This is a genomic window from Streptomyces hilarionis (genome assembly GCF_024539675.1).
GTDB classification, from domain to species: Bacteria; Actinomycetota; Actinomycetes; order Streptomycetales; family Streptomycetaceae; genus Streptomyces; species Streptomyces hilarionis.
In genome coordinates this window covers 1-22,292 of sequence record NZ_JAHHIT010000103.1, presented here as the reverse complement: position 1 = coordinate 22,292, position 22,292 = coordinate 1, and the positions used below count along the sequence as shown (strand labels likewise).

Annotated in this window: 24 protein-coding genes; 6 read left to right on the top strand and 18 right to left on the bottom strand. The window is 72.8% G+C overall.

From position 1 onward, the window contains the following. Window positions 1–33 precede the first annotated feature (33 nt). Complete coding sequence (locus KMS84_RS24520; RefSeq protein ID WP_256918601.1) at window positions 34–381, top strand: DUF192 domain-containing protein; 348 nt, start codon at window positions 34–36, stop codon at window positions 379–381. 3 nt (window positions 382–384) lie between these two features. Here the strand turns inward: KMS84_RS24520 and KMS84_RS24515 are convergent, their stop codons facing one another. The 14 genes from KMS84_RS24515 to KMS84_RS24450 form a co-directional block, all read right to left on the bottom strand. Continuing rightward, window positions 385–1,008: an OmpA family protein gene (locus KMS84_RS24515; RefSeq protein WP_256918600.1), complete on the bottom strand. Its 624-nt coding sequence runs from the start codon at window positions 1,006–1,008 to the stop codon at window positions 385–387. A gap of 8 nt (window positions 1,009–1,016) precedes the next feature. Then, window positions 1,017–1,595 (bottom strand): hypothetical protein, encoded by a 579-nt coding sequence (locus KMS84_RS24510; RefSeq protein ID WP_256918599.1) that lies wholly within the window; start codon window positions 1,593–1,595, stop codon window positions 1,017–1,019. Between the two features lie 34 nt (window positions 1,596–1,629). Continuing rightward, window positions 1,630–2,223: a pilus assembly protein TadG-related protein gene (locus KMS84_RS24505; RefSeq protein WP_256918613.1), complete on the bottom strand. Its 594-nt coding sequence runs from the start codon at window positions 2,221–2,223 to the stop codon at window positions 1,630–1,632. After that, window positions 2,220–2,420, bottom strand: coding sequence for a hypothetical protein (locus KMS84_RS24500; protein ID WP_256918598.1), 201 nt, complete (start codon window positions 2,418–2,420; stop codon window positions 2,220–2,222). Before KMS84_RS24500 ends, KMS84_RS24505 begins: the two co-directional genes overlap by 4 nt. Window positions 2,421–2,562: 142 nt before the next feature. Further along, on the bottom strand, window positions 2,563–3,366 hold the full coding sequence (locus KMS84_RS24495; RefSeq protein ID WP_256918597.1) for a response regulator: 804 nt from the start codon (window positions 3,364–3,366) through the stop codon (window positions 2,563–2,565). Between the two features lie 32 nt (window positions 3,367–3,398). Then, window positions 3,399–4,724: a sensor histidine kinase gene (locus KMS84_RS24490; protein WP_438818979.1), complete on the bottom strand. Its 1,326-nt coding sequence runs from the start codon at window positions 4,722–4,724 to the stop codon at window positions 3,399–3,401. Window positions 4,725–4,743: 19 nt separating this feature from the next. Then, window positions 4,744–5,631: a DUF5936 domain-containing protein gene (locus tag KMS84_RS24485; RefSeq protein ID WP_256918596.1), complete on the bottom strand. Its 888-nt coding sequence runs from the start codon at window positions 5,629–5,631 to the stop codon at window positions 4,744–4,746. Between the two features lie 24 nt (window positions 5,632–5,655). Then, entirely contained in the window at window positions 5,656–6,600 is a 945-nt protein-coding gene (locus tag KMS84_RS24480; RefSeq protein ID WP_256918595.1) for a type II secretion system F family protein, read from the bottom strand. A 5-nt stretch (window positions 6,601–6,605) separates the two neighbouring features. Further along, the gene (locus tag KMS84_RS24475) at window positions 6,606–7,940 is read right to left on the bottom strand and encodes a TadA family conjugal transfer-associated ATPase (protein WP_256918594.1); all 1,335 of its coding nucleotides are present in this window, start codon (window positions 7,938–7,940) and stop codon (window positions 6,606–6,608) included. A gap of 16 nt (window positions 7,941–7,956) precedes the next feature. After that, window positions 7,957–8,385 carry a TadE/TadG family type IV pilus assembly protein gene (locus KMS84_RS24470; RefSeq protein ID WP_256918593.1) on the bottom strand — a complete coding sequence of 143 codons (429 nt, stop codon included), beginning with the start codon at window positions 8,383–8,385 and terminating at the stop codon, window positions 7,957–7,959. A gap of 1 nt (window position 8,386) precedes the next feature. Further along, a complete protein-coding gene (locus KMS84_RS24465; protein WP_256918592.1) occupies window positions 8,387–8,809 on the bottom strand; it encodes a TadE/TadG family type IV pilus assembly protein in 423 nt (140 codons plus the stop codon). A 1-nt stretch (window position 8,810) separates the two neighbouring features. Continuing rightward, the gene (locus KMS84_RS24460) at window positions 8,811–10,067 is read right to left on the bottom strand and encodes a CpaE/TadZ family protein (RefSeq protein WP_256918591.1); all 1,257 of its coding nucleotides are present in this window, start codon (window positions 10,065–10,067) and stop codon (window positions 8,811–8,813) included. A gap of 13 nt (window positions 10,068–10,080) precedes the next feature. After that, window positions 10,081–10,788, bottom strand: a complete 708-nt coding sequence (gene cpaB / locus KMS84_RS24455; protein WP_256918590.1) for a Flp pilus assembly protein CpaB — start codon at window positions 10,786–10,788, stop codon at window positions 10,081–10,083. Window positions 10,789–10,853: 65 nt separating this feature from the next. Then, entirely contained in the window at window positions 10,854–11,732 is an 879-nt protein-coding gene (locus tag KMS84_RS24450; protein WP_256918589.1) for a hypothetical protein, read from the bottom strand. 250 nt (window positions 11,733–11,982) lie between these two features. Here KMS84_RS24450 and KMS84_RS24445 point away from each other — a divergent pair, with 250 nt between their 5' ends. Together KMS84_RS24445 and KMS84_RS24440 are read left to right on the top strand one after the other, a co-directional pair. Next, on the top strand, window positions 11,983–13,686 hold the full coding sequence (locus KMS84_RS24445) for a chitinase (RefSeq protein WP_256918588.1): 1,704 nt from the start codon (window positions 11,983–11,985) through the stop codon (window positions 13,684–13,686). A gap of 79 nt (window positions 13,687–13,765) precedes the next feature. Continuing rightward, a complete protein-coding gene (locus tag KMS84_RS24440; RefSeq protein WP_256918587.1) occupies window positions 13,766–14,302 on the top strand; it encodes a GNAT family N-acetyltransferase in 537 nt (178 codons plus the stop codon). Between the two features lie 39 nt (window positions 14,303–14,341). Here KMS84_RS24440 and KMS84_RS24435 read toward each other — a convergent pair whose 3' ends face one another. Next, window positions 14,342–14,815 (bottom strand): hypothetical protein, encoded by a 474-nt coding sequence (locus tag KMS84_RS24435; protein ID WP_256918586.1) that lies wholly within the window; start codon window positions 14,813–14,815, stop codon window positions 14,342–14,344. 121 nt (window positions 14,816–14,936) lie between these two features. On the opposite strand from KMS84_RS24435, the gene KMS84_RS24430 reads away from it, so the two are divergent. Continuing rightward, window positions 14,937–15,449 carry a SigE family RNA polymerase sigma factor gene (locus tag KMS84_RS24430; RefSeq protein ID WP_256918585.1) on the top strand — a complete coding sequence of 171 codons (513 nt, stop codon included), beginning with the start codon at window positions 14,937–14,939 and terminating at the stop codon, window positions 15,447–15,449. 67 nt (window positions 15,450–15,516) lie between these two features. Further along, on the top strand, window positions 15,517–16,779 hold the full coding sequence (locus tag KMS84_RS24425; protein WP_256918584.1) for a hypothetical protein: 1,263 nt from the start codon (window positions 15,517–15,519) through the stop codon (window positions 16,777–16,779). A 327-nt stretch (window positions 16,780–17,106) separates the two neighbouring features. Here KMS84_RS24425 and KMS84_RS24420 read toward each other — a convergent pair whose 3' ends face one another. Beyond that, a complete protein-coding gene (locus KMS84_RS24420) occupies window positions 17,107–18,447 on the bottom strand; it encodes an Nramp family divalent metal transporter (protein WP_256918583.1) in 1,341 nt (446 codons plus the stop codon). A gap of 277 nt (window positions 18,448–18,724) precedes the next feature. Here KMS84_RS24420 and KMS84_RS24415 point away from each other — a divergent pair, with 277 nt between their 5' ends. After that, window positions 18,725–20,089 (top strand): M14 family metallopeptidase, encoded by a 1,365-nt coding sequence (locus KMS84_RS24415; protein ID WP_256918582.1) that lies wholly within the window; start codon window positions 18,725–18,727, stop codon window positions 20,087–20,089. Here KMS84_RS24415 and KMS84_RS24410 read toward each other — a convergent pair whose 3' ends face one another. Together KMS84_RS24410 and KMS84_RS24405 are read right to left on the bottom strand one after the other, a co-directional pair. After that, window positions 20,090–20,731 (bottom strand): hypothetical protein, encoded by a 642-nt coding sequence (locus KMS84_RS24410; RefSeq protein WP_256918581.1) that lies wholly within the window; start codon window positions 20,729–20,731, stop codon window positions 20,090–20,092. 87 nt (window positions 20,732–20,818) lie between these two features. Beyond that, on the bottom strand, window positions 20,819–22,292 hold a 1,474-nt coding region (locus KMS84_RS24405; protein WP_256918580.1), incomplete at its 5' end, for a GntP family permease.

The window sequence follows — 22,292 nt, the reverse complement described above, 5'->3', positions numbered from 1 at the left end:
AGAGGGTAGCGACGCGGCCGAGGGGAGACGGGTATGGCGCGCTGGCGGGACGGGCGGGGCGAACTCCTCGTGGAGGACGTCCGGGTGCCCCTGGAGATCGCCGCCTCGTACCGGGCGCGGACCAGGGGACTGCTCGGGCGGGACGCGGTGGACGGGGCGATGCTGCTGTCGCCGGCCGGCGGGGTGCACACGTTCGGGATGCGCATGCCGATCGACGTCGCGTACCTCGACCGCGCGCTCACCGTGATCGCGGTGCGCACCATGGCGCCCGGACGGCTGGGGCTGCCCCGGCTGCGGTCCCGGCACGTCCTGGAGGCGGCGGCCGGCGCGATGGCCGGGTGGGGGCTGACGGCCGGGGTGCGGGTGCGGGTGCGTGCGTGAGGCTCAGCCCGCCGTGCGCGGGAAGGTGACCTCCACCCGGCGGTTCTTCTTGCGGCCGGCCTCGGTCGCGTTGTCGGCGATGGGGTACTGCTCGCCGTAGCCGCGGACCTCGAAGGTGATGTCCGGATCGTTCAACCGGCCCGCGAGCTCGGCCTGGACGGCGTCCGCCCGCTGCTTGGACAGGACGTCGCCGTGGGCGGCGGAGCCCAGGTCGTCCGTGAAGCCGAAGACGCGGACCATGGTGGTGTGCTGCTTCTCGATCTCCGCGGCGATCGTGCCGATCCGGGACTTCGCCGCCGGGCCGAGCCGTGCGCTGTCCTTGCCGAAGAGGACTTCGGCCTGGAGGGCGAACGTCACGTCCGCGTTGGTGTCCTCACGTCGCTCGTCCCCCGACTCGTCCTCGACGACCTGCTTGATGTCGAGCACCTTGGGCTCGGCGAGGGTGCCGCCCTCCGGGAGCTTGAGGTCGGGATCGTTGGGGTCCACCCGCACGGGCGCGGTGGCGGTGGGCTCGGTGCCGGGGGGAACGCTGGGCGAGGTGTCGGCCCGCACGACGGGGACGGGGGCGGCGAACACGACGGTGAGGGTGAGGAGGGAGAGGGTGAGGCGGGCACGGGCTGGGCGCATGGCGGACCTCACCCGGAGATCGTGATCGAGGCCGAGGCGAAGGTCGGCAGCTGGAAGGTGACCTCGTCGGTGCCCGACGGGGGCGCCGGGAACTGCATGAAGACCGAGAGGCTCTCCCCGGACTTGACCGTGGAGAACCCCGAGGTCGTGAGCGGACGTCCGTCCGTGTCGCGGAGCACGTAGTAGCGCTTCTTGCCCTTGGGATCGATGAGGGTGGCTCCGCCGAACGACCGTCCGTTGCGCACGATCTCGGTTTCGTTCCCGCTCAGCGCGGCGGGGACGACGACGCTTTTGTCGCCGTCGTTCTTGAGCGTGCCGTTCACGGTCACGAAGCCGCCCGCATCGCGCTCGGCCGAGGAGATGTCGAGCAGGAGACCGTCCGAGCCCTTCAGTTCGGCCAAGGGCGTGTCGGACTGGCCCTCCTGTGCGCTCGGCTTGGAGTCGCTCCCCCTGGACGGCGCCGTGGACGCCTCGGGCTTCTTGTCGTCGCCCCCGCCGCCGCAACCCGTCGCTCCGAGAGCGAGACCCGCCGCCACAGCCGCCGCGATCAACCCCCTGCGGGCCTCCGTCGTGATCCCCATGCCCATGTTTTTGCTTCCTTCGTCGCTCGTGCTTGTTCGGTCAGTCGGCCAGATGGACACGGAAGAGGTCCTGAGGTTCCGGCAGGCTCGTGGGATCGTCCGGATCCGGCGTCCAGTTCTGGTCGTTCTTGCAGGTGAGCTCCGGAAGGGCGTCGTCCGCCGGGTCCTCGCCGGGGGGTTCGACATCGCAGAGCGGGTCGATCACGGCCCGCGCTTCGGCCTTGGAGTGGACGTTCTCCGTGCCCGGGACGATGGAGTCCCCGACGGACTTGTCGGTACGGACGCCGACCCTGACGTCGAGACCGCCCTCGTCGCAGGCGGTGATGCTGGCGTCGTTGCGGGCGGCCAGGTCGGCGGCGCGCGGGCAGGAAGAGACCAGCCCCTGCGCGATGCCGTGCAGGATGTCCGGCCACTTGGCCGGGTCGCGCAGCACCTCGGTCCACCTGTCCGCGAGTTGTCGCCGGGTGTCCTGCGCCGCCGCGAGCGCCGCGGCGTCGGCCGCCGTCTGCGCACCGTTGCGGTTGGCCGCGGCCTGGCCGACGGCGAGATACGCCAACGCGAGAAAGAGCAGGCCCGCCACCACCGTGATGTAGATGGGGAAAGCCTGCCCTGCGTCGCCGCGCGGCCGTGTCAGCCGGTGACCTCGGCGATCTTCGCCGTGATCGCGTCGTAGATCGTCTGCCCGATGTCCGTGCCCGTGATGGCCAGGACGATGGCGACGACCACCGCGATGATGCCCAGGTACTCCACCGCCGTCTGGCCCTTGTCGGTGCGGGCGGTCCGGGCCTGGAGGCGTGCGACGGTGGTGTGGATCCGGTTCCAGTTGGTCATGCTGTTCCCCTCCGGGTGTCGCGTGAGCGGCCCGCTCGGCGCCGGCGCCGCTGTCGGCCGTCCGAGCGTAGGCCGCAACGCCCGTGCCGGATAAGGGCCCGCGGGCCCAATGCCGGGCCCAATCGCGACTCGCCATCGCCCGTCACCCCACCCCTCGCCCGGAGGTCCCCGCCGTGCCCAGCCACTTGGCCGCGGCCTCGGAGCGGCTGCTGCTGTGCAGCTTGGCGAAGATGCGGTTGATGTGGTTCTTGACCGTCTTCTCGCTGATGAAACAGGTGGCGGCGATCTGCCGGTTGTTCATGCCCGACGCGATGAGATCCATGATCTCCGCCTCCCTCCCGCTGAGCGCGTACCCTGCCCCACCCTCTGCCCCCGATGCTCTCACGGTTGATTGCAACTGCGAAAGCGATTCCTCCGAAGTCAGGGAAATAAGGGGGATAGAGTCCGCTTCATCGTGTGCAGTCGCACTCTTTTGGAGTTGTTCCAGGACGGCCGTCGCCGCGGTCGGGGTGAAGTGCGCCCGGCCCAGCGTGACGTCCCGCACCGCCGACACCAGCTCCTGCACGGTGAACTCCCCGTGCACCAGGTAACCGCCCGCCCCGCCGCGCAGGGCCGCCCGGACGACGGCGGCCTCGTGGCTGTAGGTCAGCATCAGCACGTGGGCCGTCCTGGCCAGGTGCGGCAGGGCCGCGAGGCCGTCCACGCCGGGCATGCGGACGTCCAGCAGGACGACGTCGGGCCGGTGCCGGGCGGCGGCCTCGCAGGCCTCACGGCCGTCCGCCGCCTCCGCGACGACGTCGATGTCGTCCCGGTCGCGGAGCAGGGCCGTCAGACCCGCCCGGACGACCGGGTTGTCGTCGGCCACCATGACCCGCACCGGGGCGGGCCGGGGCGGCGGGGGGAACAGGGGGTGCACGGCGCCCGGGTGCGGCGATCGGTCCGGCATGACGTGGCTTCCGTTCGGGTGGGGGGTGTCGTTCACGGGCGGGATCCGGTGAGGGGCAGCTCCAGACGGACCTCGGTCCCGGTGTGGTGCGCGCCGCGGCCGACGTGGAGGCGGGCGCCGATGGCTGCGGCCCGCTCCGCCATGCCGACCAGGCCGAAGTGACCGTCGCGGCGCAGCTGTTCGAGCGTGACGCCGTCGGGCAGGCCGCGCCCGTCGTCGGACACGCTGATGCACAGCGCGTCGTCGTGGACGCCCGCGTGGACGTCGACGCGCGTGGGCCCGGCGTGGCGCTGCACGTTGTCCATGGCCTCCGAGGCGATGGTCAGCAGATGGCGGGCCACCGCGGGCGGGACCGGCAGCGTCGCACGCTCGCCCGTGGCGTGGTAGCTCGCGGGCAGGCCGGTGCGCTCGGCGAACGCCCGTGTGCGGGAAGCCAGTTCCGGCAGGACGTCGATCTCGCGCGCCGGGTCCGGATCGTCCCGGCGCAGTTCGGTGAGGAGTTCGCGGGACTCGGCGGCGGCGCGGCGGGCGGCCCGGGCCACCAGGTCGGCGTCCCGGCGCACCCGCTCCGGGTCCATGTCCGGCGAGCCCGCCGACCGGGCCAGGGCGTCCGCCGCGAGAGCCACGCCCTGGAGGGTCTTGGCCACGGAGTCGTGCATCTCCCGGGCCAGCCGGGCGCGTTCCGCGGCGACCGCCTCGGTGACGGCGAGCCGGGCCCGCACGGCGGTCAGGGCCTGGGTCGCCGAGCCGAAGCTCAGCATGAGCCGGCGCAGGGTGGAGCCCATCGCGCCGGTGATGACGCACAGGCCGGGCAGCAGCAGCCGCTCCGCGACGCCGGTGCCCGGGCCCTCCCGCAGGGCGGCGTAGACCAGCAGCAGGATCAGCGACTGCAGGGAGGCGAAGCAGGCGGCGCCCCGCCAGCCGTACACGATGCCGGCGAGCAGCGGGGTGCAGACGCTGACGTAGGCGAGGGTCGTGTCCGGTCCTGCCGAGACGAGCAGCAGCGCGCCGAACAGGGTGTCCACGGCGAGGAGCGAGGGGTGGTGCAGCAGCAGGGGGCCGAAGCGTTCCCAGTCGCGGAAGAGGACGTAGGAGCCCATGAAGGTGACGACCACGGCCGCGCCCACCAGCCGCACGCCCGTGCCGGGCGCGGCGTTGAGCAGTGCCGGGGGCGCGGCGACGGCGATCATCGCGAGCCGGAATCCGAAGACCTGCCGGCACATCGCCTGGAGGGCGTTCACCTCGAGGGAGACGTCGTCCAGCGCCGACGCCCCGGCGCCCCTGGTCCTCCCGGACCGGGTGAGCGCCGCCCGTGCCGCCGCCGCCCGTGTGCGCGCCGCCCGTGTGGTCGCCGCCATCGCCGTCCTCCCCGCTCGCCTAGTCGCCCGTGAGGGGGCTGAAGTCGGTGCCCGAGCCGAGCAGGAGGCCGGCGCCGAGCAGGAGCATGGTGGCCGGGACCATGAACGTGGTGATCATCAGCGTGGCCCGGGGCACCGCGCGGGCGGCCTTGCGCCGGGCGTTCTGGGCGTCCGTGCGGCGCATGTCCTTGGCCAGCGACACCAGCGTGTCCACGATCGGGGCGCCGAGTTCCTCGCCCTGCTGAAGGGCCGTCACGAACATGGCGACCTGCTCGGAGTCGTTGCGGCGGCGCAGCTCGGCGAAGGCCTCGCGGCGGCTCACGCCGAGGTCCATCTGGCGCAGGGTGATGCGGATCTCGTCCGCCCAGGGCCCCTCGTACCTCGACGCGACCCGGCCGAGCGCCTGGCGGAAGCCCAGCCCCGCGCTCACGACGACGGCGAGGACGTCGAGGAAGTCGGGCAGCGTCCGCTCGATGACGTCCCGGCGGATCCGGATCGCCGCCCAGATGCCGACCTCGGTCCAGAACGCGGCGAACGCGAACAGCAGCAGGGCCAGGACGATCCTGCCCTGGAGGAGGAAGACCAGTCCGCCGAACCCGCCCAGCGCGCCGTACACCGCGCGCCGGGCCGCGTACCGGTCGATGGTCAGGCCGCCCGGGTTGCCCGCCAGGTCGATCTTCCGGCGGTACCTGGCGACCTGCCGGGGACCCATGAGGCGCAGCACGGCGGGGGCGTACCGCATGCCCATCCGGTCGACGAGGGAGTCGACCGCGCCGGTGCGGGTGGCGCCGACCTCCAGGGCCAGCGCCAGGTCCGGGGGCAGTTTGGCGTCGGCCCGGTACATGCGGATCCCGGCGAAGGCGCCCCAGACGGCGAGGCCCATGACGGTCGCGAGCAGCAGTTCCATGGTTCGTGCACCCTTCCCCGCGGCTCAGACGTCGATCCGGGACATGCGGCGGATGAGGAAGAAGCCGACCGCGTACAGCGCGAAGGCGATGATGACGGCGCCCTGGCCGACCGGCGAGCCGGTCATGCGTTCCAGGGCGCCGTCCTTGACCCCGTTCATCAGGAACAGGGAGCCCACCCCGAGCACGGGCACGGCGTAGGCGGTGGTGTTGACCTGCGACAGCTGGGTGCGCACCTCGCGCCGGGTCTCCTTGCGCTCCTCCAGGGTCTCCGTCAGGTTGCGCAGTGCGCCGACGACCTGGCCGCCCGCCCGGTTGGAGAGGACCAGCGTGGTGACGAGGACGACGAGTTCGCGGGAGGGGAGGCGGTCGGCGAGTTCGCCGAGCGCGTCGTCCATGGAGTGGCCGACGGCCAGCTGGTTGGCCACCTTGGCCAGTTCCTCGCCGGCCGGCGCCTCCAGCTCCTCCGCCGCCATGCCGACCGCGGTGCGCAGCGCGAGCCCGGCGTGGGTGGCGTTGGCCAGGATCCGGGCCAGTTCGGGCAGTTGGTTGATGAACTTCTCGATGCGTTTCTGGCGCTGCCAGTTGAGGAACTGCCAGGCGGCCCAGATGCCGAGGAGACCGGCCAGCGGGCCGAAGAAGGGGGCCAGGGTGGCCTGTCCGACCAGCCACAGGCCGGCCACCGCCGCCAGCATGCAGGCGAAGAACTCGCCCGGCGTCACGTCGAGGCCGGTCGCGGCGAGCCGCAGCTCCAGCTTGCGGCCGGCCTTCGTGCGGCGCAGCCGCCGGTCCAGGCCGCGGAACCTGCGCCGGCGGCCGGCGCCGGCGACCTGGCCGGTGTGGGAGAGGCGTTCGACCAGCTCGGCCCGCTGCGCCCGGCCGCGTCCGTAGACGTGCAGGCCGGCGACGGCCAGCACGCAGGTCAGCAGGGCCACGCCGGTGGTCAGGCTGGTCAGGGTGTGGAGGTCCATCGGCGTCACCGGGCTTCCCGTGTCGTCAGTTCGTGGGCCGCTCGCGCCACGCCGAACGCCTGCGGGATCGGCTGGCTCGCCATGTAGAGGCGGTCCGCGGTGCGGCGCGGGAGCGGGAAGTACTCGAAGGCGCCGTGGACGCGGCCGTCGGCGGTCATCGGCTGTGCGTGGAAGCGGGCGATCGTGGCGAGCCGGTACGGCTCCCCGCCGTGGCTGTCGAGCAGGGCGATCTCGGTGACGCGGCGGGCGCCGTCGGCGAACCGGGTGAGCTGGACGACGACGTCCACGGCGCTGTTGATCTGGTCGTGGAGGGCGACGAAGGGGATTTCGACCTCCGACATCGAGGCGAGGGTCTGCAACCGCATCAGGGCGTCCTCGGCGCTGTTGGCGTGGACGGTGGCCAGGGAGCCGTCGTGGCCGGTCGACATCGCCTGGAGCATGTCGAGCGACTCGCCGCCGCGGACCTCGCCCACCACGATGCGGTCCGGGCGCATCCGCAGGGAGTTGCGGACCAGGTCGCGGATGGTGATGCGGCCGTTGCCCTCCACGTTCGGTGGGCGCGACTCCAGGCGGATCACATGGGACTGCTGGAGCTGGAGCTCGGCCGAGTCCTCGATGGTGATGATGCGCTCGCCGTCGGGGATCAGGCCGGACAGGGCGTTGAGCAGGGTCGTCTTGCCGGTGCCGGTCGCGCCCGAGACGATCACGTTGAACTTCGCCTGCACCAGGCCGGCGAGCAGGAACAGCATCTGCTCGTCGAGCGAGCCGAAGCCGACCAGCTCGTGCAGGGTGAAGGAGCGGGGGAAGCGGCGGATGGTGAGGATGGGGCCGGTGAGCGACAGCGGCGGGATGATCACGTTGACGCGCTCGCCCGAGGGGAGGCGGGCGTCGACCATCGGGTTCGTCTCGTCCACCCGCCGGTTGACCGTCGAGACGATGCGTTCGATCGTCTGCATCAGCTGGTCGTTCGACGCGAAGCGCAGGGGGAGCTGTTCCACCCGGCCGCCGCGCTCGACGAAGATCGCGTCGGGGCCGTTCACCATGATCTCGGTGATCGAGGCGTCCTCCAGCAGCGGTTCCAGGATGCCGAGGCCGAGCGCCTCGTCGACGACCCGGCGGATCAGCTGGGCCCGTTCCGCCGTGGACAGCACCGGGCCCTCGCGGCTGATGATGTGCCCGAGCACCCGTTCCAGGCGGGCCCGGCGCTCGGCCGCCGCGAGGGAGCTCATCTCGGCGAGGTCGATCTCCTCCAGCAGCTTGGTCCGGTAGGAGGCGACCAGGTGGCCGTCCTCGGCCCGCCCGTTCTCCTCGGGGGAGGTGATGCGCGCGCGCAGGCTCATGTCGGATGCCCTTCCTTCAGTGGTCGACCGGCATCGTGGCCGTCCGGTGGGCCTCGAAGTCCCCGACGCCGGGGATGACGGACGGGATGGTGACGGTGGACGTGACCTGGACCTCGTCGCCGGAGTACGCGGGCGCGCAGGCCGCGGCCAGCCAGCTGCTGACCGCCCGCGCGCAGTCCCCGGCGTAGTCCTCGTGCAGGGACGCGCTGCGCGCCCCCGTGCGGGCCGCCGTCCCCGCCTGCTGGGCGCCGTAGGCGACCAGGCCGAGCTGGACGACGGCCAGCGCCACGGCGAGCAGCACGGGCAGGAACCCCAGGTACTCGATGGCCGCCTGCCCCCGGTCGCGCCCCCGCCCGCCTCCGCGCTCCTCTCCACGCCCCCGCCGGCTTCGGCGCTCCTGTCCCGGCCCGCGTCCGGTGTCGCTCGCGCGCTCGCGGTACGCCATCTCAGTCGCCGTCCTCTTCCTCGACCGCGCCCGCATGGCCGTGCACGGTGAACGGCAGGTCGAAGGCGCCGGGGAAGAGGACGGGGACGTGCAGGGTGACGTCGGCCGTCACGTAGCCGCTGCCGCCGCAGCTCACGTCGGCGTCCGCCCGCCATGCGTCGGACAGCTTCGCGGTCCCCGCCTCCCGGCACACCGCGTCCCGCTCCCCCGGCCCGGCCGCCGTCCCCGCCCGCACCGCCTCGTCGGCAGCGTTGCCCGCGAGCGTGTAGGTGTATCCCAGGAGGACCAACTGCCAGACCACCACCAGGGTCACGACGATCAGCGGGATCATGCCGAGGAACTCGACGGTGACCTGGCCCGTGTCGCGTGCGCGGGCGGCCCTCGCGCGGGTCCGGGCGCGCGCTGTCGCCTGCCGTGCGCTCATCTCACTCCCTCCGCCGCCGGAACCCCGCCGGGCCCCGGTCCGGGCCGCGTCCGCGCCCGCCGCTCCTGCGGACGAGCGCGGTCTGCGGCGCCTTGACCAGTCCGAGTTCGCCGGCGAGCGCCCACAGCGCCTGGCGGACGGCGCCCTTGCCGTCGAGGGCGTGGACGCGGCCGGCGTCGACCGCGGCCTGGAGTTCCTTGAAGTTGGCGGGGACCGTGGTCGCGGCGACGGCCGTGCCGGTGATCTTCTGGATGAGCGAGGGCTGGATCTCGGTGACGCGGCTGTGCCGGTTGACGACCACGGTCGTCTCCTCCGCCTTGCGGATCTGGAGCCGGTCCCACATGCGCACGGTGCGTTTGGCGCCGCGGACGGCGACCACGTCGGGGGTCGTCACCAGCAGGGCGCGGTCGGCCAGTTCGACGGCGACCGCGCCCGCGCCGCTGAGCTGGGCGCCGCAGTCCACGACCACCACCTCGTAGCGCGAGCGCAGGGCGGTCAGGATCTGGCGGGCGGCGCGGTCGGTGACCTCCTCGCCGCGTTCGCCCTCCCCGGGGGCGAGCAGCAGGGCCACGCCGGTGTCGTGGCGGAAGACGGCCTCGGCGAGGATGCGCGGCGAGATGGCGGCGATGGCGGCGAGGTCGACGACCGAGCGGCGGAACTGCACGTCCAGGTAGGAGGCGATGTCGCCGGTCTGAAGGTCGAGGTCGACCAGGGCGGTGGGGCGGCCGGAGGCCTGTGCGGCGAGGGCGAGCTGGACGGCCGTCAGGGTCGCGCCGACGCCTCCCTTGGCGCCGCTGACGGTGACGACGGTGCCGCCGACGCCGGTGAACACGTCGCCGGCGTGGCCGAGGTGGCGTCGTACGCCGACCGACCACTGGGCGACGGCCTGGACGCGGCTGGCGAGGTCCTCGTAGCTCAGCGGGAGGGTGACCAGGCCGCGGGCGCCGGAGTCCATGGCGGCGGCGAACAGGCCGGGGCCCGCGTCGGTGGTGACGAGGATGACGCCGACCGCCGGGAAGCGCAGGGCGACCTCGCGGACCAGTTCCAGGGCCGGCACCGGGCCGATGCGTTCGTGGACGACGACGACCTCGGGCAGTTCGTCGACGGACTCGGCGGCGAGGCGGGCGAGGGTGTCCACGAGCTGGGTGGAGTCGCCGACCGGGGTGACCGGTTCGGCGTCCGGGAGCTGGCTGAGCAAGGTGGTGAGGGAACGGACCGCGTCCGCGTCGCCGACGGCCGGGAGGATCCTCGTGGGCATGGGCGGCGGCCTCTCACTTGTCCGTGGCGAGTTCGTACGTGCGGTCCTTGTCGGGGACCGCGGCGCTGCCGCCGGGTGCCACGAGGGCGAGGCGCACGCGCTTGGCGAACGACTCCGCGTACGTGATGCGCTGGGCGTCGAGGGTGGACAGCGCGAAGGTGATGGGGACGGCGTCGGTGGCCGAGCGGGCGCGGTCGTTCTCGTCCGGTTCCAGGGCCTTGATCTCGCCGACGTCGAGGACGCGGGCGCCGGTGACGATGATCTTCGACTGGTCGGGGTCGCCCTCCTTGGCGCCCTCGAACGTGGCGTAGACGTTGACCGACGAGCCCGGGGTGATCTTGCCCGCGACCCCGGTGGCCGCGTCGACCATGATGGCGACCTCCTGCTGGCCCGGCTGGAGGGCGGGCTGGTCGACGATCATGTCGCTCTGCAACAGCGAGCCCTTCCTGAGCGTCGTCACGGCGATCTTGCCGCGGATGGCGGCCAGGTCGGTGACGGCGTTGCCGGACAGCCAGCGCCGCGGCATCTCTATCTTCTTGAACTGGTCCGCGCTCAGGGTGGTGTACGGCGCCACGTCGGCGCGCAGCTCGTACGCGGCGACCTCGGGTCCGACCTTGGACTTCACGTCGTCCATGACGGACAGGACGCCGGCGAACGCGCCGAGGGCGCACACCACCGACAGGAGCAGGAGAATCACGCCGCGGCGCTGACGGGAGTTCATGGGCCGGACAACCTCGTCGGGGGTCGGGTCGGACGGGCGGGAACGGACGGGCGGGTCATGCGGGGTCAGCCGCCCGTGGTGAGCGCACGGGCCGGCTGGGCGGTGCGGGCGGTGAGTTCGGCGGCGGCGGGCGGGGTCGCGGAGCAGAAGACGCAGCGGTCGCCGATGACGTCGATGCCGCACCAGTGGCAGACGCTCTGCCGTACCGAGGCGACCAGTTGGTAGAGGACGGACAGGTCGGGCAGGTAGGCGCAGAACTCGATCGCCTTGCCGGTGCCCCACCAGTCGGCCGACTCGGCGGGCAGCGTCGTCTCCCGCAGGCCCTGGGCCTTCCAGGCGGGGGCCAGGACGTCGGTGACCCAGTCGGACTGCAACTGGCCGCGCGCGACCAGCAGCCAGGTGCCGAACTCGGGTCCGGGCAGCGCGGTTTCGGGCGTCGCGCGCACCAGTTGCGGCTGGGGATGGGCGAGGACGCCGAACTGGCTGCCCGGCACCCAGGAGCGGGCGTGCGACTTCAGGCCGACGCCGGGGACGCGGTCGAGGCGGGCGACCGAGCCGAGGAGCGCTCCGGCGTGCAGGTAGTGGGTGAGCAGCCGGCCGGCGGAGGCGATGACGCCGGGGCCGAGGTCGCAGGAGGCGAGCTGGCGCAACTGGCGGGCCAGGACGGCCACCGCGAGCGGCGGCAGGTCGGGGCGGAAGAGCGCGATGCGGTCGCTCTCCAGGAGGGAGCGGACGGTGTGCAGCCGCTGTTCCACGGCGGCCGGGGCGGTCCGCGAGTACAGGACGATCACGTGCCCGTGCTGGTCGACGAGCGTCTGGACGGCGGCGAGCGCCTCGTCCAGCGGCCGGCGGTCCAGGTCGGCGAGGACGGCGGCGGGCAGGGTGCGTTCGTCCTGGGGCGCCAGCGCCAGGTCGGCTCCGGTCACGGCAATGGCTGTTGGCACGCGCAGCTCCCCGATTCCCGCGGTCCGGCCCACCGGAGTTACTCCGGTGCACCGGGGTGACTTCATTGCGTGACTACCTCAGCACTGTATCCAGCGCCCTGTGGCCGGAGAACAGCTTTCCGTGGCTGCCTGACATCTCTTCTTTGCGCAACTCGCAGCAAATCGGGGCAGGTTACGCGCCGGTCGCCTCCACGGGCCCTCCACGGGCGGACCCCTTGACAACAGAATTGGTCTGGACCAACTTGTTGTCATGTCCCCACTTAAGTACGTGACACGACGTTGGCCGAGAGCCGCGGGCGCCCTCGCCGCCGCCCTCGTCCTGTCCCTGACGGGCGCGGCTCAGGCGTCCGCCGCGGACCTGAACAACGCGAGGAACGCCGGCTTCGAGGCCGGCCTGACCGACTGGACCTGTACGGCGGCGAGCGGCACGACGGTCTCCTCGCCCGTGCACGGGGGCGCGTCCGCCCTCAGGGCGACGCCCGCCGGACAGGACAACGCACGCTGCGGCCAGACGGTCGCGGTGAAGCCCGGCTCCACCTACACGCTGAGCGCCTGGGTCCAGGGCGGCTACACCTACCTGGGCGTCACCGGCACGGGCACGACGGACGTCTCGACCTGGACGCCGGACGCCCCCGCGTGGAAGCGGCTGTCGACGACGTTCACCACCGGAGCGTCGACGACCTCGGTGAACGTGTACACGCACGGCTGGTACGGCCAGGCGGCCTACTACGCCGACGACGTCTCCGTGTTCGGCCCCGACGGCGGCGGGGGCGGCGACCCGGCCCCCACCGTGCCGGGCACGCCGGGCGGCCTCACCGTCTCCGGCACGACGTCGTCGTCCGTGTCGCTGTCCTGGAACGCGGCGCCCGGCGCGACGGCCTACTCCGTCTACCGCGGCGGCACGAAGGCGACGACGGTGACCGGGACCTCCGCGACCGTGACCGGGCTGACCGCCTCGACGGCGTACACCTTCCAGGTCACGGCGTCCAACGCGGCGGGCGAGTCGGCCAGGTCGGCGCCGGTGACGGGCGCCACCGCCGCGACCGGCGGCGACCCGGGTACGGGAGGCCTGCCCAGGCACGCCGTGACGGGCTACTGGCAGAACTTCGACAACGGCGCGACCGTCCAGAAGATCTCCGACGTCCCCGCGGCCTACGACATCATCGCGGTCGCCTTCGCCGACGCCACGTCGACGCCGGGCGCGGTGTCGTTCACGCTGGACTCGGCGGGCCTCGGCGGCTACACGGTGGACCGGTTCACGGCGGACATCAGGGCCAAGCAGGCGGCCGGCAAGAAGGTCGTGGTCTCCGTCGGCGGCCAGAACGGCACGGTGTCGGTCAACGACGCGACGTCCGCGGCGAACTTCGCGAACTCGGTGTACGCGCTGATGCAGACCTACGGCTTCGACGGCGTCGACATCGACCTGGAGAACGGCCTCGACCCCACGTACATGTCCCAGGCGCTGCGCTCCCTGTCGGCGAAGGCGGGGCCGGGGCTGATCCTGACCATGGCCCCGCAGACGATCGACATGCAGTCGACGTCCAACGGCTACTTCCGCACCGCGCTGAACGTGAAGGACATCCTCACGGTCGTCAACATGCAGTACTACAACAGCGGTTCCATGCTGGGCTGCGACGGCAAGGTGTACAGCCAGGGCTCGGTGGACTTCCTCACCGCGCTCGCCTGCATCCAGCTGGAGGGCGGTCTGGCCCCGTCCCAGGTGGGCCTCGGCGTGCCGGCGTCCACCCGCGGCGCGGGCAGCGGCTACGTCTCCCCGTCCGTGGTGAACAACGCCCTGGACTGTCTGGCCAGGGGCACGAACTGCGGCTCCTTCAAGCCCTCGAAGACCTATCCCGCACTGCGCGGGGCCATGACCTGGTCGACGAACTGGGACGCGGCGGCGGGCAACGCCTGGTCGTCGGCGGTGGGCCCGCACGTGCACGGGCTGCCGTAGGGCCACAGGAGTGCGGCGCGGCGCCGGCGGGACGGTAATCGGATTGCCCCCCGTCGGCCCGCTCCGGTAGGAAGCCTGCATGCTACGAGGCAGCAAGGTCGGGCTCAGGGCCCGGCACGAGGACGACATCCCGGTCCTGCACGCCGAGCTCTACGACGACGTGGTCAACGCCTCGCGGTCCGGAACCCACCCGTGGCGGCCGCTCACGCCCGGCTCGACGGACTCGCCGCTCGTCGTCGACGACAAGAACGAACGGCAGGCCCCCTTCTCCGTGGTGGAGCTCGACGGCGGCACGCTGGTCGGCACCGCGTCGCTGTGGGGCATCGACGCGCACAACCGGTCCGCGCACATCGGGCTGGGGCTGCTGGCGGTCTCCCGCGGCAAGGGGTACGGCACCGACGCGGTCGCGGCGCTGTGCCACTACGGCTTCGTCGTGCGCGGCCTGCGGCGGCTCCAGATCGAGACGCTGGCGGACAACGCCGCGATGCTGGGCGCCGCCGAGCGCAACGGCTTCGTCCGCGAGGGCGTGCTGCGCTCCTCGGCCTGGGTGATGGGCGCGTTCCTGGACGAGGTGCTGCTCGGGCTCCTGGCCGACGACTGGGCGCCGGCCCGCTGAGGCCGCGCCGCCCTCCGACGGGCCGCGAGCCCCCGGCCCTCAGCCCGTCGGCCGGTAGTGGCCGAGCACCCAGGCCAGTTGGGCGAACCAGCCCTGCAACCGCTCCTTCGGCTTCGCCGTCACCACGCACTCGTAGACCCTGCCGTCCAGATGGACGACGGCGACCATCAGCGCCCTGCCGTCGGGGCGCGCGCGGTAGTGCACGCTGCGGATCTCGGCCCACGGGAAGTCCACGGTGATGTCGTACATCTCGAACGCGACGCCCGACGCGTCGACGACGACCGAGTTGCGCTTGTCGACCGCCAGGAACCCCGGCCCCGCCCCGCCCGGTCCGGGCTGCGGGGCGTGAGGCTGCGCGGCATACGGGGGCGAGGCGTACGGGGGCGAGGCGTACGGAGGCGGGCCCTGCTGCGCGGGGAAGGCCTGCGGCGCGACCGCCCGCGGGGCGTACTGCGGCGGGGGCGGGCCGAAGCCCGGGGGCACGGCGGGCGGTGGCGGCGGCTGGTCTGTCACAGCCCCGAACCTACCCGGCGCCGGCCGAGGCCCCGCTGTCGGTCCGCCGTGAAACATTTCCCTCCCCCCACCGCATTAGTGAGGTGAGGACAGCAGGCAGACCGGCACAGGGGGAACATTCATGAGGCAGTCCGCCCGCGCGGAGGGCTACGCCGAGTTCGCGGCGGCGCGCACCGGGCATCTGTACCGCTCGGCGTGTCTGCTCACCGCAGGGGACACGCACCTCGCCGAGGACCTGGTGCAGGAGACCCTCGGCAGGCTCTACCTGCGCTGGACGCGCGTGTCCCGGGTCGACAACCCGGCCGGGTACGCGCAGACCGTCCTCACCCGCACCTTCCTCGCCCACCAGCGGCGGCGCAGCAGCCGCGAGCGGGCCGTGGCGACGTTCCCGGACGTGGCCGACGGCGGGGCCGCCGACATGCCGCTGCGGCTCACCCTGTTGCAGGCGCTGGGCCGGCTGCCCGCGAAGGACCGGGCCGTCGTGGTCCTGCGGTACTGGGAGGACCGCTCGGTCGAGGAGACCGCCGGCGCGATGAACGCGAGCTCGGCGGCGGTGCGCACGCGCTGCTCCCGGGCGCTCGGCCGGCTGCGGGAGCTGCTCGGCGAGGACATGAGCCTGTACGCCCGCCCCTGAGCCGCCGGCCCTCGCCGCCCCGGCCGAAGACGTTCCCTCCATCTCCCGCGAAAGACGGTGGTTCACCATGCCCGTTGACCAGCACAGCGATCCCTTCGAGGAGCGGCTCGCCGCGGCCCTGCACGAGACCGGCGGCGCCTTCGGCAGCCCGAGCGGCACGCTCGTGGCCGCGGGGCAGGCGCGCGGCCGCCGGCTGCGGCGCAGGGCGGCCGTGGCGGGGGGCGCGGCCGGACTGGCCCTCGTGGGGGTGAGCGGGGCGCTGCTGACGCCGTGGGACGGCGCGCCCGCCGCGAAGCCGTCCTCGGTCGCCGCCGAGGGCAGCGCCGCGCCGAAGGCCTACTCGGCCGACGACGTGGTCCGCACCCTGCGAAAGCTGCTGCCGCGGGGGACGTTCACCACCTCCGACGCGCGCGGCACGGGCGGGGACCTGCCGCCGCTCGCGGTGGGCGCGTTCGACGACGGCAAGGGGGCGGGGTCCGTCTCCGTGGGCCTGGACCGGGTCCGCTCGCAGGGCCGCGAGGTCAATCCGTCCGCCGCCGTGCTGCCCTGCCCGAAGAAGGGCGGGCAGTCGCCCTTCGAGACCTGCACCACCGAGATCCTGCCCGACAGGTCGGCGGTCACCGTCTACCAGGGGTACGAGTATCCCGACCGCCGCGAGGACACCAAGGCGTGGGGCGCGGACCTGGTCACCCCGGCCGGGCACCATGTGAGCGTCATCGAGTGGAACGCCGCCGCGGAGAAGGGCAAGCCGGTGACCCGGCCCGAACCGCCGCTGTCGCCGGCCCGGTTGAAGGCGCTGGCCGCGGCCTCCGACTGGCGCCGGATCATCGACGCCATGCCCGGGGAGAAGGAGGGCACTCCCCCTCCCGGATCGTCCGGCTCGTCCGCCCGGCCCGGGGGGATGGCCGGCTGGCTCATCCTGCGCAAGCTCAGCCTCCTGCTGCCCGAGGGCCTGGACCGCGTCGCGCACGGCAGCCAGGAGAGCGGCTACGCCTACTTCGTCGTCGACGACGGCAAGGGCGCCGGCCTGGTCCAGGTCAACGTGCAGCCGGGGATGTCGGATGCGGCCGGTGAGCTGTACGGCTCCGACGCCGAGACGCTCGCCGACGGCACCCGCGTCGCCACGCGCCAGGGGCCGGGCGAGAAGGGCGGCGAGGGCGTCGTGATGTGGACCGCCGACACCCTGCGCAAGGACGGCCTGCGGGTGGTGGTCAGCGCGTTCAACGCCTCCGCGCAGGACCGGAAGGCGACGCGGGCCGAGCCTGCCCTGACGATGGGGCAGCTGCGGGCGATCGCGCTCAGCCCGCGGTGGCGCAGCGCCGAGGACTGACGGCGGAGGGGACGGCGATGGACTGGCCTTCCGGCTCGGGTCCGGGCGTCGGCGAGCAGGGCGGGAGCCTCCCGCGCCGGGCGCCGCTCGCCGGGCGGCGCGGGCAGACGCGGCCCGTGGCGCCGGTGCGCGCGGCCGGCGACGCCCCGTGTCGCACCGCGGGTCGCGCTCGCGCCGAGCCGCCCGTACGGGCCGGGACGCGGGCGCCTCCCGCCGCGGATCGGCGGTCCGCGAGAGGCGCCTGACGGACCCCGGCCCGACGCCCGGGGCCCCGGCCTTGCCCGGCCCACGGGACGGCCCCCGCACCCGCGCTGCCCGTGCCCGGAATCAGAAGAAGTCCCCCCACGGCTGGTCCGCGATCTGCTTCACGCACAGCACCAGGAACAGCAGGCCCGCCAGCACCAGCATCCCGTTGCTCAGCGGTCCGTTGCGCCACCGCCCGGGCGTGCGCGAGGAGTTCAGCAGCCACAGCAGGGTTCCCGCCAGGAAGGGCAGGAAGGCCGCGCCCAGCACGCCGTAGAGGATGATCAGGCGGAACGGCTGCCCCTGGAAGAGCAGCACGATCGGCGGGAAGGTCAGCCACAGCAGATACGCCCGGAAGGGCCAGGACCGTTCCCGTTCCCCGGAGGCGACCTGCGTGCCGCCGGCGTCGCCGCGGCCGCGGTGCCGGGCGACGAAGTCGGCGAACATCAGGCTGACGCCGTGCCAGACGCCGATCAGCGAGGTGAAGGAGGTGGCGAAGAAGCCGATCAGGAAGAACGTGGCCGTCGCCGCCCCGTACCGCTCCTCCAGGATGTCGCTCAGCTGGACGAGCCCCTTGTCGCCGCTCGCGATCGCCACGTTCGCGGAGTGCAGCAGCTCCGCGCCGACGAAGAGCATGGCCACGACGAACACGCCGGTGGTGAGGTACGCGACCCGGTTGTCGAGCCGCATGACCTTCATCCAGCCCGCGTCGGTCCAGCCCTTGGCGTTGACCCAGTACCCGTAGGCGGCGAGGGTGATGGTGCCGCCGACGCCGCCGATCAGGCCGAGGGTGTTGAGGACGGAGTCCTTCTCGTCCGGCAGGACCGGCAGCAGCCCCGCGAAGGCCTCGCCGAGGTGGGGGGTGACGCGGACCGCCAGATAGACCGTCACCACGAACATGACGCCCACCAGGAGCGTCATGACCTTCTCGAAGACGGCGTACTTGTTGAACCACACGAACACCAGGCCCACCAGCCCGCAGGCGACGGCCCACCACCGCAGGTCCATCACGTGCGGGAAGAGCGCCTGGAGCGGCAGCGCGCTCGACGACATCGCCGCCGCGCCGTAGACGAAGCCCCAGACGACGACGTAGGCGACGAAGAACCAGCTCGTCCAGCGGCCCAGGCTCGCCCAGCCGTCGAACAGGGTGCGGCCGGTGGCCAGGTGCCAGCGGCCGGCCGCCTCGGCGAGGGAGATCTTGACCAGGCAGCCGGCGATCGCCGCCCAGAGCAGGGTGTAGCCGAAGTTGCTGCCGGCGATGAGCGTGGCCACCAGGTCGCCGGCGCCGACGCCGGTGGCGGCGACCACGATCCCGGGGCCGATGTGCTTCCAACTGGACGTGCGCGGTGCGGGTTCGTCGTCGCTTCCGGGGAGAGGCCCGGTGGTCGTGGAGTGTCCCGTGGGTGGTCCCGTGGTGTCCGCCATGAAGGTCAAGAAAGCTCAAAGAGGCCGGGGCGGCAAGAGGGCCCGCGCGATCTGCACCCGATGTGCGCACCCGCTCGCGCGTGTGATCGCTTTCGCCGGATGCGGGCGCAATTACACTTCGCGGCCGGTCATGCGCCGTTTTTCGCATGGTTCCGGCCATCGGCCCTTTGTCGTCCCTTGACCTGTCCATGCCACGGATTGACGATGAGCGGCACCGCACCGCCGCACACGGCACACGCACAGCCCCCCACGACCCGACTCCCCACGAGGAGAGTTCATGCGACTTCGCATTCGCGGATCAGGCGCCGGCGCCGGCATCGGCGGCCGGCGCTCCGCCGCCCTCGCCGCCCTGCTGGCCCTCGCCCTGGCGGCGCCCCTGTCGGCGACGGTCACCGACGCGGCGGCCCGCGGGGCCGTCGGGGCCGCGCCGTCCGCCGACGACGTCCGGCAGTACGAGGTCCACGTCCCGCACAGCACCCCCCAGTTGCGCACCGCGATCGCCGCGTCCGGGGTCAGCGTCGACGAGGCCGACGCGGAGAGCGTGGTGGTCTCCGGCCGCGCCGAGCAGATCCGGCGGCTGCGCGCCCAGGGATACGAGGTCTCCGCGCTCGGCTCGGCGCCGGACCGGGCCGGGCAGGACGGCGGGAGGCTGTTCGACTTCCCCACCGCCGACGCGAAGTACCACAACTACGCCGAGATGACGGCGGAGATCGACCAGCGCATCGCCGCCTACCCGGGCATCATGAGCAAGCGCGTCATCGGCAGGTCGTACCAGGGCCGGGACATCGTCGCCGTCAAGATCAGCGACAACGTGGGCGTCGACGAGGCGGAGCCCGAGGTGCTGTTCACCCACCACCAGCACGCCCGCGAGCACCTCACCGTGGAGATGGCGCTGTACCTGATCCGCGAGCTGGGCGCCGGCTACGGCTCGGACCCGCGGGTGACGAACATGGTGAACGGCCGCGAGATCTGGATCGTCCCCGACCTCAACCCGGACGGCGGCGAGTACGACATCGCCACCGGCTCCTACCGCTCCTGGCGCAAGAACCGCCAGCCCAACTCCGGCTCCTCGTACGTCGGCACGGACCTCAACCGGAACTGGAACTTCAAGTGGGGCTGCTGCGGCGGCTCCTCGGGGTCCACGTCCTCCGAGACCTACCGCGGCGCGTCCGCCGAGTCGGCGCCCGAGGTGAAGGTCGTCGCCGACTTCGTGCGCAGCCGGGTGGTGGGCGGCAAGCAGCAGATCACCGCCGGGATCGACTTCCACACCTACAGCGAACTGGTGCTGTGGCCGTTCGGCTACACCTACTCCGACACGGCGACGGGGATGACCGCGGACGACAACGCCGCGTTCAAGGCCGTCGGGCAGAAGATGGCCGCGAGCAACGGGTACACGGCCGAGCAGTCGAGCGACCTGTACATCACCGACGGGTCGATCGACGACTACCTCTGGGGCACGCAGAAGATCTTCTCGTACACCTTCGAGATGTATCCGACGTCCGGTGCGGGAGGCGGGTTCTACCCGCCCGACGAGGTCATCGAGCGGGAGACCTCCCGCAACCGGGACGCGGTGCTACAGCTTCTCGAGAACGCGGACTGCATGTACCGGTCCATCGGGAAGCAGAGCCAGTACTGCGCCTGACTAGTCGGCGTCCTTGACGCCGGCGCCCTTGACGTCCGTGTCCTCGGCGTCCTTCGCGTCGGCGTCCTTCGCGTCGGCCGCAGCGTCCTCGGCGTCGCCTTCCTCGAAGTAGGCGTCGAGGACCGCGTCCAGCTGGTCCTCCCACTCCTGGAAGCGCGCCCTGGCCGTCGCCTCGATCTCGATCGGGTACCAACGGCGGTCAGGGGTGTGCACCGTGATGGTGAACCGCTTGCCGAACCGGGGCGACTCCGTCTCGACGGCGCCGATCTCGTCCCAGCGGAACTCGCACTCCTCCTCGTCGAGACGCAGGCGCACGCCCCGCGCGTCGGCGGTGAACCGGGCACGGCGGTCGGCGGCCTCGAAGGCGGGGCCGTCGGCCGGCTCCTCCTCCTCGGCCCGGGCTTCGGGCTCGTCGGCGGCGGACTCCCCGACGGCGGGCTCCGCGCCCTTCGCCCCGGCGCCCTTCGCGTCCTCGGTCTCCGCGTCCTCGGCCTTCACCTCCCCGGTGTCGACGACCTCGTCCTCGGTCTGCGACCCGTCCGCCGGCTTCGCGGTCGCGGGCGACGTGAGCCCGGGGATGAATGCCGGGTCGAATCCGGCGCCCTCCAGGGGCTGGCTGCTCGAACCTATGCGCTGCTCCACAGCGGGCAGTATGGTCGAAGATCCTGTGCCGGACACAGCCAGCCCCTACTTCGTTACGGGAGTTGCGCGCCCCGACCCCGGCGAGACCTAGACGAAGAGGCTCAATACGGCCGCCGTCGCGAACCCGGCCAGCGAGAGCACCGTCTCCAGCACGGTCCACGTCCTGAGGGTGTCGCGCTCGCTGATGCCGAAGTACTTGGCCACCATCCAGAATCCGCCGTCGTTGACGTGACTGGCGAAGATCGAGCCGGCCGAGACGGCCATGATGACGAGCGCCACGAAGGACTGCGAGTGGTCGCCCTCGGCGAGCAGCGGCGCCACGATGCCCGCCGTGGTCACGATGGCCACCGTGGCGGACCCCTGGGCGACCCGCAGCACCACCGAGATCAGGTAGGAGAGCACGATCACCGGCAGGCCGATCCCGTTGAAGGCGTCCGAGAGGGCCTGGGCCACCCCGCTCGCCTTCAGGACGGCGCCGAAGACCCCGCCCGCGCCGACGACCAGCAGGATGTTGCCGACCGGCTTCAGCGAGGCCGTCGAGACCGTCTCCAGCGACCTGCGGGACCAGCCGCGCCGGATGCCCAGCAGGTAGTAGGCCAGCAGCAGGGCGATGGTCAGCGCCACGAACGGGCTGCCGAAGAACTCGATCACCGAGCGGCCCGTGGAGGGGTCCAGCGCGATCGAGGAGAAGGTGGCGGCGAGGATGAGCACCAGCGGCGTCCCGATGATCCCGACGACCGTGCCGAGCGGCACCGGGTCCTCGCGCGGCGTCACGCCCTGCGCCCGCTGCTCCTCGACGACGGCCCGCTTCGCCTCCGCCGCCGCCTCGACCATGTCCTGCGGCACGGCGACGAAGACGCGGCGGCCGACCCACGCCGCGTACGCCCAGGCCGCGAGGACCGCCGGGACGCCGCAGACGACGCCCATGAGAATGACCCGGCCGAGGTCGACGTGGAGCAGTGCGGCGGCCGCGACCGGGCCGGGGTGCGGCGGCAGGAACGCGTGGGTCATCGACAGGCCCGCCAGCAGGGGCAGGCAGTACAGCAGGATCGACCCGCCGCCCCGCTTGGCGGCCGCGTAGACGATCGGGGCGAGCACGAAGATGCCGACGTCGAAGAAGACCGGGATGCCGAAGATCAGGCCGGTCAGGCCCATGGCGAGGGGCGCGCGCCGTTCGCCGAACAGGCCGAGCAGCCGGGACGCCAGCACCTCGGCGCCGCCGCTGACCTCGAGGACCGCGCCGAGCATCGTGCCCAGGCCGATGATGATCGCGACGTGGCCGAGGATGCCGCCCATGCCGGACTCGACGGTGGAGACGGCGTCCGAGCGCTGGACGGTCCCGAACAGCTCGGTGACGGACAGGCCGGCCAGCAGGCCGACGGCTATGGAGACGGCGAGCAGGGCGACGAACGGCTGGAGCCTGACCCTGATGATCAGGTGGAGGAGGAGGGCTATGCCGAGGGCGGCGACCGTCAGGAGGCCTGCGGTGCCGTCGATCAGCAGGAGCAGCCCGCCGGTGTGGGGCGGGGCCTCGGCGGGGGCGGCCGCCGCGAACGAGGGG